This window comes from Ruminococcus sp., from assembly GCF_045129435.1.
GTDB lineage: Bacteria > Bacillota > Clostridia > Oscillospirales > Acutalibacteraceae > Ruminococcoides.
In genome coordinates this window covers 1-16,237 of record NZ_JBGVJL010000045.1, presented here as the reverse complement: position 1 = coordinate 16,237, position 16,237 = coordinate 1, and the positions used below count along the sequence as shown (strand labels likewise).

The window sequence follows — 16,237 nt, the reverse complement described above, 5'->3', positions numbered from 1 at the left end:
TACGAAAATCTCCAGTCATTTTATTGTATTCGTTCATCTACAATCGTCTACATATGTATTCGATTGTAGATGAACGTATTCATGTTAATTTTCGCATGGTTCATAATAGGTTTCAAGACGTGGATTTATTTGACGGTTACTTTTAAACTTTTCTTAAACCACCGTTACAGTCACATCAACTCTGTTTGTACGGTGCATTGTGTCCTCAACGCTATATGTCAGCTTATATGTACCGGCTTTGTTTGTGAGAATGTTGCCGGTAACTGAAATTTTGCTTGTAATGTCATTTGAACACGTGTCAACAGCGGTTACACCCTCAAGCAGATCGGCAGTTTCACCTTTATTTATTGTAAGGTTGCTTGTTCCGTAAATTTCAGGAGTTTTTGATGCGTATGGATTTTCTACAGCGTCATCGGTAGGATCCCAACCGCAGGTATGGTCAGTGATTTTAATAGCCTCAGGTTTGCCGAGAGGCCCTGGATTTGTATCGTCATAAACGATAACCTGAGTGTTCTCAGGGCAGTTTTCGTAAATCCACTTTACATCGGCAGTTTCCATTCTTACGCAGCCAAGCGAACCCTCACCGCCGAGCTTGTTAAATTCCTCGGTTTCAAGAGTATCTGCACTTGCGTCCATATATGGAACAGAGTGAAAAAGGTAGTCACCGTAAAAACCCGATACATAGTGACCGTAAACATCGTTAAACAGCGGATTCCATTCCTGTTTATAATAAATGTAAAAATCATCTCCAAGCACAGTCGCCTTGTCAATGCCCGTTGAGCAAATCATAGCTCTTATCGGAACTGTATATTCGCCGTTTTTATCATAGGTGTAAGCGGTAACGCAATTTTGATCTCGGTTTACCTTTAATAGATAAGGATTTTTTTCATAAACATTATTAAGGTTTTCGTTCAACACATCGGTGTTTGCAAGATAACAGGTTGAATAGCCATCATAGATACTCGGAGTTTCTGCTGTTACGGTAATATTGTAAGTATGGCGAGTGTTGCCGATTTGTGCGGTAATAGTTGCCGTACCCTCGCTTATTCCGTCAATCCTTCCGCCGTCATCAACAGTAACAATGTTGTTGTCGCTGCTTGTCCATTTTGATTTTGCCATATCCTCAGCGGTAGCATCTGACGGAGTGATAATCTTAATCTCCTTGCACTCAAGACTGATGTCGGCAGTTTCGCCGTTTACCACAACTGTAGGCTGATTGGTGCCTGAAGTAGCCATCGTAGTCGGTTGAGAAGTATTATTGTTGGCAGGCACAGAGTTATCGGCAGTTTTGCCTGCAACAGAGGTAATTATTACCGACACACCAAGTACAGCCGCAAGTGAAAGAATAAAATTTTTTCTGTTAACAGCTTTAAAATTAATGGATTTAAAATTCATCAAATTTATTCCTTTCATTTATCTAAAAAACATAAAAACCTAATTTTATCTATTATATATGTTTTTCTAAAAAAGTTCAAGAAATATTTGAATTTTTAACAAAATTTAATCGAAATATGTTAGAATATATACGGTGATAATTATGTTACATTTTATAAAGCACTTTCGGACAATTACAAGGCACAGGCACAAGGTTATAGTGCATTGTGCAAAGGCGGGAATACTCTGGCAGGGACTCAGGCATGACCTTTCAAAATATTCACCAACTGAGTTTTTGCCGGGAGCAAGGTATTATCAGGGAAACAGAAGTCCTAATGAAAAAGAGCGTGAGCTGTACGGCTACTCAATGGCATGGATGCACCACAAGGGCAGAAACCGCCATCACTATGAATATTGGAATGACTACAATCCAAAGACAAAACAGATAGAGAATGTTGAAATGCCGCTTAATTATGTAATAGAGATGTTCTGCGACAGGGTTGCCGCAAGCAAAATTTATAACGGTTCGGCATATAAGGACAGCGATTCCCTTGACTATTTCGGTAAGGTAAAGGGTAAGCACCGTATGCATGAAAACACAGAAAAGCTGCTCGAACAGCTCCTCACAATGCTGAGCGAAAAAGGTGAGGAAGAAACCTTTGCTTATATAAGAAAGCTAAGAAAAGAGAAAAAATAAATTAAGAAAAAGATTAAAAATTTCCGTTGGTTTTGCGTTTTAAAGCACTGAAATATTTTTGCGTTTTGTAAAGGGCAGGATAAAATTTTACAAAATTTATGTAAAAACAAATAATAAAAAACAAGTAATTGTTAAATTTTTCACATATTAAAAAATGTGCAGAAAAATAGTGGCGGTATAGTTAAAAAATATAGGGAAAATTCGGCTTTTTTAGGTAAAAATAAAAAGCATTAGTAATTCTTGAAAATCCTTGACTTTAGCAAAAAAATGTGGTATTTTATATATGCTGATTTTGTGACGGAAACAATAAATCAGCAAAACGCAAGGCTTACATTGCCGGTTCGGCAAAAAAGCAAAAAAATCAATTCAATGAGAGTTAAATCTCGTCTATTGAAACTGCTTGAAATGCCGACGGTTCAAATCAAAAACGGTTTGAGCCTTGTCGGTTTTATTTTTGAAATACAGGGGGTTATTCTATGCGTTCCGAATGGAGTAATTTTGTTGGCGGACTTTGGGAATCTGAAATCAATGTCAGAGACTTTATCCAGAAAAACTACAAGCCATATGACGGCGATGAGTCTTTCCTTGTAGGTCCTACTGAGGCTACAGACAAGCTTTGGGGCAAACTTAAAGAACTTCAGAAAGAAGAAAGAAGCAAGGGCGGCGTACTTGACATGGAGACTGAGGTTGTTACCTCACTCACAGCTTACGGTGCTGCATACATTGACGAAGATCTCAAGGATCTTGAGCAGGTAGTTGGTCTTCAGACTGACAAGCCTTTGAAGCGTGCATTTATGCCTTATGGCGGCATTAAGATGGCAGAGCAGTCTTGCCAGATGTACGGCTACGAGCCAAGCCCAAAGCTTCACGAAATCTTTACAAAATATCACAAGACACACAACCAGGGTGTATTTGACATTTACACACCTGAAATGAAGGTTGCTCGTCACAATAAGATTCTTACAGGTCTTCCGGATACATACGGCAGAGGCAGAATCGTTGGCGACTACAGAAGAATTGCTCTTTACGGTATTGACTACCTTATCGAGTGCAAGAAGGAAGACTTCGCTGAAACAAACCGTCAGGGTATGAGAAGAGGCGACTTCCAGCTCAGAGAGGAAATCGCAGACCAGATTAAGGCTCTTAACGGTATGAAGGAAATGGCTGCAATCTATGGTTTTGATATTTCTCAGCCTGCTAAGAACGCTAAGGAAGCTGTTCAGTGGCTCTACTTTGGTTACCTCGCAGCTATCAAGACTCAGAACGGTGCTGCAATGAGCGTAGGTAGAGTATCTACATTCCTCGACATTTATATTGAGCGTGACCTTGAGAACGGTACACTTACAGAGGCTCAGGCTCAGGAACTTATCGACCACTTTGTTATGAAGTGCCGTATGGTTAAGTTCGCAAGAATTGAAAGCTACAACCAGCTCTTCTCAGGTGACCCTGTATGGGCTACTCTTGAAGTTGCAGGTATTGGTATGGACGGCCGTTCACAGGTTACTAAGAACGACTTCCGTTTCCTCCACACACTTGAGAACATGGGACCTTCACCAGAGCCAAACCTCACAGTTCTTTATTCTTCAAGACTTCCAGAGGGCTTCAAGAAGTACGCTTCTAAGATTTCTGTACAGACAAGCTCAATTCAGTATGAGAACGATGATGTTATGCGTCCGGTATGGGGCGATGACTACTCAATCTGCTGCTGCGTATCTGCAACAGAAACAGGTAAAGAAATCCAGTTCTTCGGTGCTCGTGCTAACCTTGCTAAGTGTCTTCTTTACGCTATCAACGGCGGTATTGATGAGAAGACAAAGGTACAGGTAGGTCCTGAGTACAGACCAATTACTTCTGAGTACCTTGACTATGATGAGGTTATCAAGAAGTATGACGCTATGATGGATTGGCTTGCTCACCTCTATGTTGGCACACTTAATATGATTCACTATATGCACGATAAGTATTACTATGAAGCTGCTGAGATGGCTCTTATTGATACTAACTGCCGCCGTACATTTGCTACAGGTATCGCAGGTTTCTCACATGTTGTTGACTCACTCAGTGCTATCAAGTACGCTAAGGTTAAGGTTATCCGTGACGAAGACGGTATTGCTACTGACTTCGAGATTGACGGCGAGTTCCCAAGATACGGTAACAACGATGAGAGAGCAGACGAAATTGCTGTAAATCTTCTCCGTAAGTTTATGAGCAAGATCAGATACTGTCACACATACAGAGATTCAGAGCCTACAACATCTATCCTTACAATTACATCAAATGTTGTTTACGGTAAGGCTACAGGTTCACTTCCTGACGGCAGAAAAGCAGGCGAGCCACTTTCACCTGGTGCTAACCCATCTTACGGTGCAGAGCAGAGCGGTCTTCTTGCTTCACTTAACTCTGTTGCTAAGCTTCCATACGAGTATGCACTCGATGGTATTTCAAATACACAGACAATCAGCCCAGACGCACTTGGTCACAATGATGACGAGCGTGTAAACAACCTCGTAAATGTACTTGACGGTTACTTTGATCAGGGTGCACACCACCTCAATGTAAACGTATTCGGTACAGAAAAGCTCATTGACGCTATGGAGCATCCTGAGAAGGAAGAGTACGCTAACTTCACAATTCGTGTATCTGGTTACGCTGTTAAGTTCATTGACCTTACAAGAGAGCAGCAGCTCGATGTAATTGCAAGAACTTGCCACAAGTCAATGTAATTTATAATAATGGAAAATAAAGAGTTAGTCGGCTATGTCCACTCACTCGAAAGCTTTGGTTCTGTTGATGGACCGGGAGTCAGATATGTTATATTTTTAAGCGGATGTGCAATGCGTTGCCAGTTCTGCCATAACCCTGACACTTGGAATATGAGTAAGGGTACACCTTACACAGCAGACCAGTTGCTTAAAAAAGCTATCGCATATCGCCCTTACTGGAAAAGTGAGGGCGGTATTACAGTTAGTGGAGGAGAGCCGCTTTTACAGATTGATTTTCTTATTGACCTTTTCAAAAAGGCAAAAAAACTCGGTATTAATACTACGCTTGATACAAGCGGAAATCCGTTTACTACAGAAGAGCCTTACTATTCAAAGTGGAAAGAGCTTATGGAATATACGGATTTGCTGTTGCTCGACATTAAGCATATTGATGACGAACAGCACAAAATTCTTACCGGGCAGACTAATGTAAATATTCTGCAGATGGCAAGAGAGCTTTCTGATATGGGTAAGCCGGTATGGATTCGCCATGTACTTGTTCCTGAGAGGAGCGACTATGATGAGTATCTTATTCGCCTTGCTGATTTCATAAAAACTCTTAAAAATGTCCAGCGTGTTGAGGTGCTGCCATACCACACCCTTGGTGTGTATAAATGGAAAGAGCTTGGCATTGATTATAAGCTTGAGGGCATTGATCCGCCAACAGAAGAGAGAGTTCTTAACGCAAAGAAAATTCTCGGCTGTAAATACTAATTGAATATTTTAAGGGCAGTCTTAGGGCTGCCCTTTTTGAATTTTGATTTTTAGGCTCAATGTCAATAGTTGGAGTAAATTATGGTTTAGCAACGGTCGGGAAACTTTTGCTTGAATTAGCACAGACTTTATACTCGAAAATGAAAAATTTGGTCAACCTTTTTCAAAGGTTGTTGGTGTGGGCAAAGCCCACAAATACTTTTCTCTTATGAAAAGTTTTGGTGGTTTAAGCACAACAGCGAAAGCCTTATAATTGCGACAGCAACATAAAAAGCCATTATTCTTTATAAATGAATTATTTCTTTTTTTAATGGCTGTCGCCTGTTTTATCAAACCTTGCTTTAGCACACAAACAGCGTTGCTGTTTGTGCCTTACAAATTGTAATAGACACAGCCTTTCTTGGGCGTTGCCCAAACCCACGAGCCTTTAAAAAGGCTCGACCTAAGCTTCTTTGTCCGAGCAGAAAGCATAGACAATTTTTAAACCTTTTAACTCCCGACCATTACTAATTTCTTGTTTCCGACATTTAAAACAAAATCTGAATTTGGTACTGATTATTGAGTATTTCTAATATTTATGGTATAATTACTAAGAAATGAAAATGTATAAGGAACAATAAATTGACATTTTGAAAAAAGGAAGATGAAAATGTATAAACATATGGAAATAAACGATATGCCGGATTATTGTTCTATGACAAAAGAATGATTAAATTCAAGGTATGGAAATGAGTATGGTAAAAAATTTGGGAAAATACCTGCCAACAATACAATGAATGTTTAAAAGATTTGCCGGATTATGGCGGAAAAAAGAATAATCACGCAATGGCAATATATGGAGCATTAATTATCTTTTCTATGTATCCGTTATTGCCTGACAAGCCACCTGTTGATGAATTACAGAATTTTGTAAGCGATATGTTTATGGGACCAATGGTAAAACTTGGCAAGATTTTTAATCTTAATCGCAGTTTTGATATTGTGGCTTATAAACAAAATATTCAATAAAAACGGTAATAAAGACAGAGAACAAATTAAGATTTATCCTGCTACATTCTGTAATATTGCTCAGCCATATGATAAAGAAAATCACGCAGCAAGATATTATTTTTTACAATGTCCTAATGCGGAATTTGCGGAAATTCCGATAAATGCGATTACTGTGTGGTCGGCTCTGAAAATCCTGTAGCTAAAGAATATGAAATAGTTAAGGATGAAAAAGGATTTCTTGTCAGTCGAAAAAAATAGAGCAAAATAAATTGAGGTGAATGTATGCTTGATGAACGAAAAATACAGCAACTTTTTATAAACAGCCATAAAATATATACAGATTGTTTTTCAAAAGAAGAACGCAGACATGTATTGCATGGCGGCGAACCGAGTGAAAGTATTATTAAATGTTATGACGAAATTGCTGAGAAGGTTTTGAAAGAAGATTTTAATCTCAAAAAATGTCCTAATAAACATATATGGTTCGGCGAATGGGATAATCATAGAAGAATTGTTGTTAAACTGCACGAATTTTATTTCCACGAATTTATATTTGGATATAATTATGATTTTATTCCAAGACTTAATAATCAGGGCAGGTTTGTATATCATAGAACAGAAAAATCTGCAGATATAGATGTTAAAGATTTGTTTTTTAACCATATTTATTATAATCCTGATTTGATGACAACATCTGAATCTTATGATTTAAGGTTAGAATATGAATTAATTCAATGGGCAAATATTTATTCTTTTGATTTAGCTAAAAAATATATTGAGTGCGTGATGAGAAATAACATTGAATTTATGAAAGATTTTTATATTCGTTATATTACGGACGAAGATGTAATTAAATTTCTTGACCATACAATTAAAAAAGGAAACAGATTTCAGAAATATTACTATATGTGGACTAAAGCATTTCTGTATGCAAAGTTGCAGGATATGGATAAAGCGGTAATGTCAATGAATGATTATTATGGAGATAATAAAGAAGTGCCACAAAAAGTGTTGGATAAACTGAAATCAGTTCAAGAAATGTTTAGCAAATAACAGTAAAATAAATTCCTATGTATTATACAGTTGTTAAAAATTTATACATTAATATCGATACGGCAGATTGAGTAAGACGAGTTTGTTTAGATAGAATTAATAACAATGAAATTGATATAGCGGTGCATTACATTTATACAAACAATGATTAATTATGTCAGTCCGATTAAATAAATTGTAATATTCTATTTGACAAATACTTATGCTGTGCTATAATATAAGCAGAAAATTTGTGTGAATTTTTCTACGATGTTTTTTCGTCACACCCTTAGCGGGTGTGACTTTTTTGTTTTTGGGAGGAATTTTTATGGAAGCTTATAACAAAATGGAATACGAACCGATTAATAGGCTGATATTTAAAATGTGCTTGCCGCCTATGCTTTCTATGTTTTTGCAATATTCGTATAATATGATAGATAGTATGTTTGTTGCCTGCATAAATGAACAAGCACTTGCGGCAGTTTCATTATCTTTTCCTATTACAAACCTGATGAACTCGCTTTCAGTGTGGATTGGAGTTGGAATAAATATTTTAATTGCCGGCTATTTAGGGCAAAAAAGGCAAGATAAAGCAAATTCCGTTGTTTCAATGGGATTGATATTATCGGTATCGGTTGGTATAATTGTTAATATAATTGTACTTCTGACTATGAAACCGTACTATTCGGCTTTTACGGAAAACAATCGAATTTTTGAATATGGCTGTATGTATATGCAGATTTGTGCATTTATGCAAGTTCCTAATATGGTGCATATTGCAGTTCAAAAAATGCTGCAGGGTACAGGCAATATGATTTCTCCAATGTGGTTTCAGATTGCAGGCGTGGTGTTTAATCTTGTATTTGACCCGTTGCTTATTTTTGGAATTGGTCCTTTCCCTGAAATGGGAATTAAAGGAGCAGCTTTGGCAACTGTATTAGGCTATGTTTTGTCTATGCTGATTTCATTGTATGTACTTATATTTACTAAGCAAAAGGTAAAACTTAAAATTAAAGGCTTTGTTTTTGATTTTCAAATGTTAAAAAATATCTTTGGTTATGGCTTGCCTTCATTTGCTATGAATGTTTTAAGCTCATTGATGATAACTTTTGTCAATCTGTTTTTAGTCACCTATTCTGACACTGTAGTTGCGTTTTTCGGAGCATATTTTAAGGTGCAGCAATTAATATTTATGTCGGTAAACGGCTTGATTCAAGGCTGTTTGCCTATTATGCGTTATAATTATGGTGCAAAAAATTCTGACAGAGTAAATCAAACATACCGTAGCGGAACCGTAATATCGGTAATTATAATGGTTATAAGCACAATTCTGCTGTTATTATTCCCACGACAAATACTTTTGCTGTTTTCAGCGTCAGAAACAATGTGTTCTATTGGAGTACCTGCAATAAGAATAATGGCACTGAGCTATTGCTTTGGAGGAGTATCCACTATGATTGCTACTTATGTGCAGGCAATAGGCAAAATTGTACCAAGTATGATTGTTCAAATACTTCGTCAGGGAATTTTATTGTTTCCGCTTATGTGGCTTTTGAACAGTAATTTTAATCTTATGGGAATTTGGTGGTCTTTTCCGTTAACTGAGGTCATTGTATTTATAATTGCTGTAATAATTGTAAAAATGCAGAAATCACAGAAAAAAAGTATTCAATAATATTGGAGAATAAATATGACAAAAAATAATAAAATGGAAGAATCAACGCTGTTTCACATCATACCGCCGGTATTTGATGAAAATTCAAAGATACTTATTCTTGGAAGTTTTCCGTCTGTAAAATCACGAGAGTCTGAGTTTTTCTATGGGCATAAGCAAAATCGTTTTTGGAAAATTCTCGCCACACTTTTAAATGAGAAGATACCCGAAACTATAGCCGAGAAAAAGCAACTTTTACTTACACATAATATAGCCTTGTGGGATGTAATAAAATCCTGTACAATTACAGGCTCAAGCGACAGCTCAATTAAAAATGTTGTGCCAAATGATTTAGAGTCGATTTTGCAGACAGCAAAAATTTTGCAAATCTTTACCAATGGCTCAACCGCTGACAGACTATATAAAAAGCATATTTTCCCAGTTACAAAATTAACCGCTATAAAGCTGCCCTCAACAAGTCCGGCGAATGCAGCTTTTACACTTGATAAGCTTTTGCAGGAGTGGAATGTAATTCTGAGATATTTATAAAAGCACAGCAGTGCCGCATATTTTACGGTACTGCTGTTTTTGCAATATTTTACCTGAACATATAGTGTGCGGTGTCGAGCATTGATTCCATTGTGCGGATTGCTTTGTTTGCTTTCTTTTTAAGCTTTGGGTTCTCATCATACATTTTTCTGCCGCAGCAACCCACAGCTATGCCTGCCATCATACCTAAGGCAACGCCCTTCATCATATCCATCATTGGCGAATGACACATAAGTCTGACCTCCTGTAAAAATTTGTATTTATATTTAAGCAAGATTCTTCTTGCAATATTATTGTTTACGATTTAAAATAGAATAAAACAGAATTTTTAATTTTTGGGGTGATAAGATTTGGCAAAGCTTAATATTGTGCTTGTTGAGCCTGAGATTCCGCAAAATACCGGCAACATTGCAAGAACCTGTGCCGCAACCGGTGCAAGTCTGCATCTTGTGCGTCCGTTTGGTTTTTTTATTGATGACAAAAAGCTGAAAAGGGCAGGTCTTGATTACTGGCATTTGCTTGACATTACTTACTACGATGATTTAAACGATTTTCTCGAAAAAACAAAGGGTGGTAAATATTTTTTGTTTTCCACAAAGGGTACTCACATTCACTCGGATGCTCAGTATCCCGATGATTGCTACATAATTTTTGGCAGAGAAACCAAGGGACTGCCTGAGGAGTTTTTGATGCAGTATCCTGAAAGCACAGTCAGAATACCGATGATTGATGAGGCGAGAAGTCTTAATCTTTCAAATTCGGTTGCCATTGCAACATACGAAGTGCTAAGACAATGGAATTATCCACAGCTGCAAAGCGTTGGCGAACTTCATAATCATAAGTGGAGTGATGTTGTAAAGTAATGCACAGAGTTAGTTTGTGCAAACATAATTGCAAAATGCAGTCCGAATGTGAAAAAATTTTGAGAATTGCTCGAAATTTTTTAGATTTATATTGATAAAACCAATGTTTTGATATATAATATAATTGACTGTAAAAATGCTATATTTTTACATTATTCTTCTATTAGAAAGGATTGTTCAATAATGAATCTTAATAAGGTTACAGTTGATGACATCAATGTAAAGGGTAAAAGAGTTCTCGTTCGTGTTGACTTTAATGTTCCGCTTAAAGACGGCGTTATTACTAATGATAACAGAATTACAGCAGCTCTTCCGACAATTAAAAAGCTTATCGCAGACGGCGGTAAGGTTATTCTTTGCTCACACCTCGGCAAGCCAAAGAATGGCCCTGAGGAGAAGTTCTCACTTGCTCCTGTTGCAGTAAGACTTTCTGAGCTCCTCGGCAAAGAGGTTATTTTTGCTAACGATGACGAGGTTGTTGGCGAAAACGCTAAAAAGGCAGTTGCAGAAATGAAGGACGGCGATGTTGTTCTTCTTCAGAATACAAGATTTAGAAAAGAAGAAACTAAGAACCTTGAGCCATTCTCATCAGAGCTTGCTTCACTTGCAGATGTATTTGTAATGGACGCTTTTGGTTCAGCTCACCGTGCACACTGCTCAACAGCAGGTGTTACAGACCACATTAAGGATACAGCAGTTGGTTACCTTATGCAGAAAGAAATCAACTACCTCGGCAATGCAGTTGAAACTCCTGTTCGTCCATTCGTTGCTATCCTCGGCGGTGCTAAGGTTGCTGATAAGCTCAATGTTATTTCTAACCTCCTTGAGAAGTGCGATACACTCATCATCGGTGGCGGTATGGCTTACACATTCTTAAAGGCTCAGGGCAAGGAAGTTGGTCTTTCACTCGTTGATGACACAAAGATTGACTACTGTAAGGAAATGATGGCTAAGGCTGAGAAGCTTGGCAAGAAGCTCCTTCTTCCAATCGACACAACAGTTGCTGCTTCATTCCCAGATCCTATCGATGCTCCTATCGAGGTTGAGGTTGTAGATTCATCTGCTATCCCTGCTGACAAGGAAGGTCTTGACATCGGTACTAAGACTCAGGCTCTCTTTGCTGATGCAGTTAAGACAGCTAAGACAGTTGTTTGGAACGGCCCTATGGGTGTATTTGAGAACCCAACACTTGCAAAGGGTACAATCGCTGTTGCTAAGGCTCTTGCTGAAACAGACGCTACAACAATCATCGGTGGCGGTGATTCTGCTGCTGCTGTTATTCAGCTCGGTTTTGCTGACAAGATGAGCCACATCTCAACAGGTGGCGGTGCTTCTCTTGAGTACCTCGAAGGCAAGGTTCTTCCTGGTATTGCAGTTATCGCTGACAAAAACTAATTTTATAAAATCAATAGGGGCGGAGTTTTTCCGCCCTTAATGGTTTACAACTATATAGGGTATGATAAAGATGTCAAGAACAATAACTAAGTTTACTTCTCCCTTTGAGCCGAACGCCGCATTTGATGCGTTTAGTAAGTATATGTTCAGAGAAGGTTTTGAATTCGTTAGAAAAGACGGTGAGCAATACTGGAAAAAGGGCTCAGGCCTTATGGCAGGTCCACAGTTTTTAAAGCTTACCGCTAATAACGATGGCAGCTATGTACTCGAGGCATGGGTAAAATTTGCTATTTTGCCGGGTTTATATGTTGGTGAAATGGGTGTAAAAGGCATAGTGGCAGTACTTCCTAAACAATTACTTAAAGAGAGAATGGACAAAACTCTTATGGCTATGCAGGCAAGAGTTATTTATCAACAATAAAGACAGCAATTTTAAATTTCTGATACATTAAATTTTTATTGGAAAGGAATATTACAATGGACAAGACAAAGAGAAAGGCAATTATTGCCGGTAACTGGAAAATGAATAAGACACCTTCAGAGGCTAAGACACTTCTTGAGGCTGTTGTTCCTGCTGTAAAGGACGCTGACTGCGAGGTTATCGCTTGCGTACCTTTCGTAGATTTAAGCGTAGCTCTTGAAACAACAAAGGGCTCAAATGTTAAGATCGGTGCTGAAAACTGCCACTGGGCAGAAAGCGGTGCTTTCACAGGCGAAATTTCTGCTCTTATGCTCAAGGAAATGGGCGTTGAGTATGTAGTTCTCGGTCATAGCGAGAGAAGACAGTACTTTGGCGAAACAGACGAAACTGTAAACAAGAGAACAAAGGCTGCTCTTGCTGCAGGCTTAAAGCCAATCGTTTGTGTTGGTGAGCTTCTTTGGGAGCGTGAGTGCGACATCACAGAGGAAGTTATTGCAAGACAGATTAAGCTTGACCTCTTTAATGTTACAGCTGAGGAACTTAAGAATATCGTTATCGCTTATGAGCCTGTATGGGCTATCGGCACAGGCAAAACTGCTACTGCTGACCAGGCTGAGGAGGTTTGTGCATTCATTCGTGCTACAATCGCTAAGCTTTATTCACAGGCTGACGCTGATGCTGTTACAATCCAGTACGGCGGTTCTATGAATGATGGCAATGCTGATGAGCTCCTTTCAAAGACAAATGTTGACGGTGGTCTTATCGGTGGTGCTTCACTCGTTGCTGAAAAATTTGCAGCTATTGTAAAAGCAGCAAGCAAGTAATTTAGATTTTGCGTACGGGCGGCACTAATCTGTCGTCCGTAGTTTTTAGAAAGGATTTATGTTATGAAAAAACCATTAATTCTTATGATTCTTGACGGTTTTGGTATTGCTCCGGAAAAGGGCAACGCTATCAAAGCAGCTAACAAGCCAAACATTGACAAGCTTTTTGCTGAAAACCCTGTTACTCAGATTGGTGCTTCAGGTATGGATGTAGGTCTTCCTGACGGTCAGATGGGTAACTCTGAGGTTGGTCACACAAATATGGGTGCCGGCAGAATTGTTTATCAGGAGCTTACAAGAATTACAAAAACAATTAATGAAGACAAGCTCAAAGAGAACGAGGCCATTGTAAATGCAATGGATAAGGCTCTTGAAAACGGCACAGCACTTCACCTTATGGGACTTCTTTCAAGCGGTGGTGTTCATAGCCACAATACACACCTTTACGGTATTCTTGAGCTTGCAAAGAAAAAGGGTCTTGAGAATGTATATGTTCACGCATTCCTTGACGGCAGAGATGTTCCGCCTTCAAGTGCTGCTGACTTTATGGACGAACTTCTTGACAAGATGAAGGAGATCGGCGTTGGTAAGGTTGCCACAGTTTCAGGCAGATACTACGCTATGGATCGTGACAATAACTGGGATAGAGTTGAAAAAACCTATGCAGCTATGGTTTACGGCGAGGGTGAAAAAGCAGATTGTCCTTGCTGTGCTATTGAAAAGTCATATGAAAACGGTGTTACAGATGAATTTGTAGTTCCTGTTGTAGTGGACGGCGGTGCTCAGGTTAAGCCAAATGACAGCATCATCTTCTTTAACTTCCGCCCCGACAGAGCAAGAGAGATTACAAGAACATTTGTTGATCCTGAGTTCAATGGCTTTGAGAGAAAGAACGGTTTCTTCTCTGTAAACTTTGTTTGTATGACTCAGTATGACGCTACAATGCCAAATGTTGATGTTGCATTCAAGCCACAGTCACTCAAGAATACACTTGGCGAGTATGTATCAAATAAGGGTATGACTCAGCTCAGAATTGCTGAAACTGAGAAGTACGCTCATGTAACATTCTTCTTCAACGGTGGTGTTGAAAAGCAGTATGAGGGTGAGGATAGAATCCTTGTTAAGTCACCTGCTGTTGCAACATATGACCTACAGCCTGAGATGAGTGCCTATGAGGTTACAGATAAGCTTGTACCGGCTATTGAAAGCGGCAAATATGATATGATTATCTTAAACTATGCTAACTGCGATATGGTTGGTCATACAGGCGTATTTGAGGCTGCTGTAAAGGCTGTTGAGGCTGTTGATACCTGCGTTGGCAGAGTTGTTGAGGCTATCAAGAAGATGGGCGGTGTTGCACTTATCACAGCCGACCACGGTAACGCTGATAAGATGGTTGACGCTGACGGTTCACCATTCACAGCACACACAACAAATCCTGTTCCGTTCTGCGTAGTAGGTTATGATTGCCAGCTTCGTGAGGGTGGCAGACTTGCTGATATTGCTCCTACAATGCTCCAGATTATGGGCTTAGAGCAGCCAACAGAGATGGACGGCGTTAGCCTTATTAAGTAATTTAACTTAATAGATTTTGCATAAAATTAAGCTGTACTTGAGAAATCAGGTACAGCTTTTTTGTGTTTTTTAATAGTTAGAGTGAATTATGGTTTAGCAAAAAGTTTTGTATAAATAATAAAAAATTTAGGTCGAGCCTTTTTAAAGGCTCGTGGGTTTGGGCAACGCCCAAGAAAAGTTGTTTTTATTGCAAATTTTCAGGTACAAACAGCAACGCTGTTTGTGTGATAAAGAAAGTTTTGACAAAACAGGCGACAGCCATTAAAAAGAAATAATTCATTAATAAAGAATAATGGTTTTTTGTATTGCTATCGCAATTATAAAGCTTTCGCCTTTGTGCTCAAACCGCCAAACAGCTTGCTGTTTGGCTATCGTAACTTTGCGTTATCTAAAGTATTTGTGGGCTTTGCCCACACCCACAACCTTTGAAAAGGTTGACCAAACTTTTTTGCCCGAGCAAAAAATCTGTGATAGTTCAAACAAAATTTCTCGACCGTTGCTAAATAATAATTTATAAATGTTCCCCCAACATTTAAAAGAGAACCAAATTAAAAAAACATAACTAAAAGACTTTCAAAGCTAAAGTCTTTTAACTTTTTTATTACAAATTGGTGAAAAATTCGTCAATCGCCTGTTTGGCAACTGTATTGATATGCGGTGCGGGTTCATCGCATATTGTATAATTATTGTCGCCGCATTTTCGTATAAGTCTAAGTATTGTATCTTTATCATCGGGTTTACAATCTATAATTGTTTTGGCAACAGAAATTGAGTTTAGCACCTCAGTAATAAGTTCACTTTCAAAGGTTTTAAAGTAGCGTTCCTTGATGTCCTGCCATAAATCAAGGTAATCAACAATCAGCAAATTTGCGATGATTTTCCATGAGTTCCACGCAATTACATTATTATAACGCTCGCTTGCCTGAGCTATGTAGGTGAAATAAGGGTAGAGTAAAAGCGGTGATTGTTCGCTGAATTTAATCAGTACACTCTCTGATTTTATATCAGAATTTTCGAGCATTTGCGTTATTAAGAGTGGAGCTGTCATTACTTCCTTTTTAGCGAGGTCAACAATCTGCTGTTCATCTTTATTAAGGATTATTTCTGCAAAAATATCATCAATATTCATACCAATTACCATTCCAGTTTAATAATAATATATTACTATATTTTGACAATGTTTTCAAGCCGTATAATAAAAAAGCGTGTGCCAATCACCGTTTTGGTGGTGAAAAGGTACACGCTTATTTTAATCTTGGTTATGTACTGAATATTGGATAAATATTAATAAATTACGGCTTGTAATGGTCGGAAAATTTTTGCTTAAATTAGCATAGACTTTTTGTTCGAACATAAAAATTTGGTCAACCTTTTGTAAATGTCAAGT

Annotated in this window: 16 protein-coding genes; 13 read left to right on the top strand and 3 right to left on the bottom strand. The window is 38.3% G+C overall.

The window, feature by feature from the left end; translation table 11 throughout:
• Window positions 1-153: 153 nt before the first annotated feature.
• Window positions 154-1,395: a L,D-transpeptidase family protein gene (locus ACJMMI_RS02305; protein WP_405353124.1), complete on the bottom strand. Its 1,242-nt coding sequence runs from the start codon at window positions 1,393-1,395 to the stop codon at window positions 154-156.
• A 142-nt stretch (window positions 1,396-1,537) separates the two neighbouring features.
• Here ACJMMI_RS02305 and ACJMMI_RS02300 point away from each other — a divergent pair, with 142 nt between their 5' ends.
• From ACJMMI_RS02300 to ACJMMI_RS02265, 8 genes are all read left to right on the top strand, one after another.
• Window positions 1,538-2,071 carry a DUF5662 family protein gene (locus ACJMMI_RS02300; protein ID WP_405353122.1) on the top strand — a complete coding sequence of 178 codons (534 nt, stop codon included), beginning with the start codon at window positions 1,538-1,540 and terminating at the stop codon, window positions 2,069-2,071.
• 476 nt (window positions 2,072-2,547) lie between these two features.
• Window positions 2,548-4,794 carry a formate C-acetyltransferase gene (gene pflB / locus ACJMMI_RS02295; RefSeq protein ID WP_405353120.1) on the top strand — a complete coding sequence of 749 codons (2,247 nt, stop codon included), beginning with the start codon at window positions 2,548-2,550 and terminating at the stop codon, window positions 4,792-4,794.
• A gap of 9 nt (window positions 4,795-4,803) precedes the next feature.
• Window positions 4,804-5,547 carry a pyruvate formate-lyase-activating protein gene (pflA, locus tag ACJMMI_RS02290; protein WP_405353118.1) on the top strand — a complete coding sequence of 248 codons (744 nt, stop codon included), beginning with the start codon at window positions 4,804-4,806 and terminating at the stop codon, window positions 5,545-5,547.
• 825 nt (window positions 5,548-6,372) lie between these two features.
• Complete coding sequence (locus ACJMMI_RS02285; RefSeq protein ID WP_405353116.1) at window positions 6,373-6,555, top strand: hypothetical protein; 183 nt, start codon at window positions 6,373-6,375, stop codon at window positions 6,553-6,555.
• Window positions 6,527-6,736: a hypothetical protein gene (locus tag ACJMMI_RS02280; RefSeq protein ID WP_405353114.1), complete on the top strand. Its 210-nt coding sequence runs from the start codon at window positions 6,527-6,529 to the stop codon at window positions 6,734-6,736. Before ACJMMI_RS02285 ends, ACJMMI_RS02280 begins: the two co-directional genes overlap by 29 nt.
• An 83-nt stretch (window positions 6,737-6,819) precedes the next feature.
• Window positions 6,820-7,590: a hypothetical protein gene (locus ACJMMI_RS02275; protein WP_405353112.1), complete on the top strand. Its 771-nt coding sequence runs from the start codon at window positions 6,820-6,822 to the stop codon at window positions 7,588-7,590.
• Between the two features lie 307 nt (window positions 7,591-7,897).
• Complete coding sequence (locus tag ACJMMI_RS02270; protein ID WP_405353110.1) at window positions 7,898-9,244, top strand: MATE family efflux transporter; 1,347 nt, start codon at window positions 7,898-7,900, stop codon at window positions 9,242-9,244.
• Between the two features lie 15 nt (window positions 9,245-9,259).
• Window positions 9,260-9,772: a DNA-deoxyinosine glycosylase gene (locus ACJMMI_RS02265; protein WP_405353109.1), complete on the top strand. Its 513-nt coding sequence runs from the start codon at window positions 9,260-9,262 to the stop codon at window positions 9,770-9,772.
• A 49-nt stretch (window positions 9,773-9,821) separates the two neighbouring features.
• Here ACJMMI_RS02265 and ACJMMI_RS02260 read toward each other — a convergent pair whose 3' ends face one another.
• Entirely contained in the window at window positions 9,822-10,004 is a 183-nt protein-coding gene (locus ACJMMI_RS02260; protein WP_405353108.1) for a hypothetical protein, read from the bottom strand.
• 118 nt (window positions 10,005-10,122) lie between these two features.
• On the opposite strand from ACJMMI_RS02260, the gene trmL reads away from it, so the two are divergent.
• The 5 genes from trmL (at window position 10,123) to gpmI (ending at window position 14,850) form a co-directional block, all read left to right on the top strand.
• Entirely contained in the window at window positions 10,123-10,635 is a 513-nt protein-coding gene (gene trmL / locus ACJMMI_RS02255) for a tRNA (uridine(34)/cytosine(34)/5-carboxymethylaminomethyluridine(34)-2'-O)-methyltransferase TrmL (RefSeq protein WP_405353106.1), read from the top strand.
• A 183-nt stretch (window positions 10,636-10,818) separates the two neighbouring features.
• Window positions 10,819-12,030 carry a phosphoglycerate kinase gene (locus ACJMMI_RS02250; RefSeq protein WP_405353105.1) on the top strand — a complete coding sequence of 404 codons (1,212 nt, stop codon included), beginning with the start codon at window positions 10,819-10,821 and terminating at the stop codon, window positions 12,028-12,030.
• Window positions 12,031-12,100: 70 nt separating this feature from the next.
• Window positions 12,101-12,451, top strand: coding sequence for a hypothetical protein (locus tag ACJMMI_RS02245; RefSeq protein WP_405353103.1), 351 nt, complete (start codon window positions 12,101-12,103; stop codon window positions 12,449-12,451).
• 56 nt (window positions 12,452-12,507) lie between these two features.
• A complete protein-coding gene (gene tpiA, locus ACJMMI_RS02240; RefSeq protein WP_405353102.1) occupies window positions 12,508-13,275 on the top strand; it encodes a triose-phosphate isomerase in 768 nt (255 codons plus the stop codon).
• 63 nt (window positions 13,276-13,338) lie between these two features.
• A complete protein-coding gene (gpmI, locus tag ACJMMI_RS02235) occupies window positions 13,339-14,850 on the top strand; it encodes a 2,3-bisphosphoglycerate-independent phosphoglycerate mutase (RefSeq protein WP_405353101.1) in 1,512 nt (503 codons plus the stop codon).
• A gap of 601 nt (window positions 14,851-15,451) precedes the next feature.
• On the opposite strand, the gene ACJMMI_RS02230 is transcribed toward gpmI, so the two are convergent.
• Window positions 15,452-15,979, bottom strand: coding sequence for a hypothetical protein (locus ACJMMI_RS02230; RefSeq protein WP_405353099.1), 528 nt, complete (start codon window positions 15,977-15,979; stop codon window positions 15,452-15,454).
• Window positions 15,980-16,237: the final 258 nt, after the last annotated feature.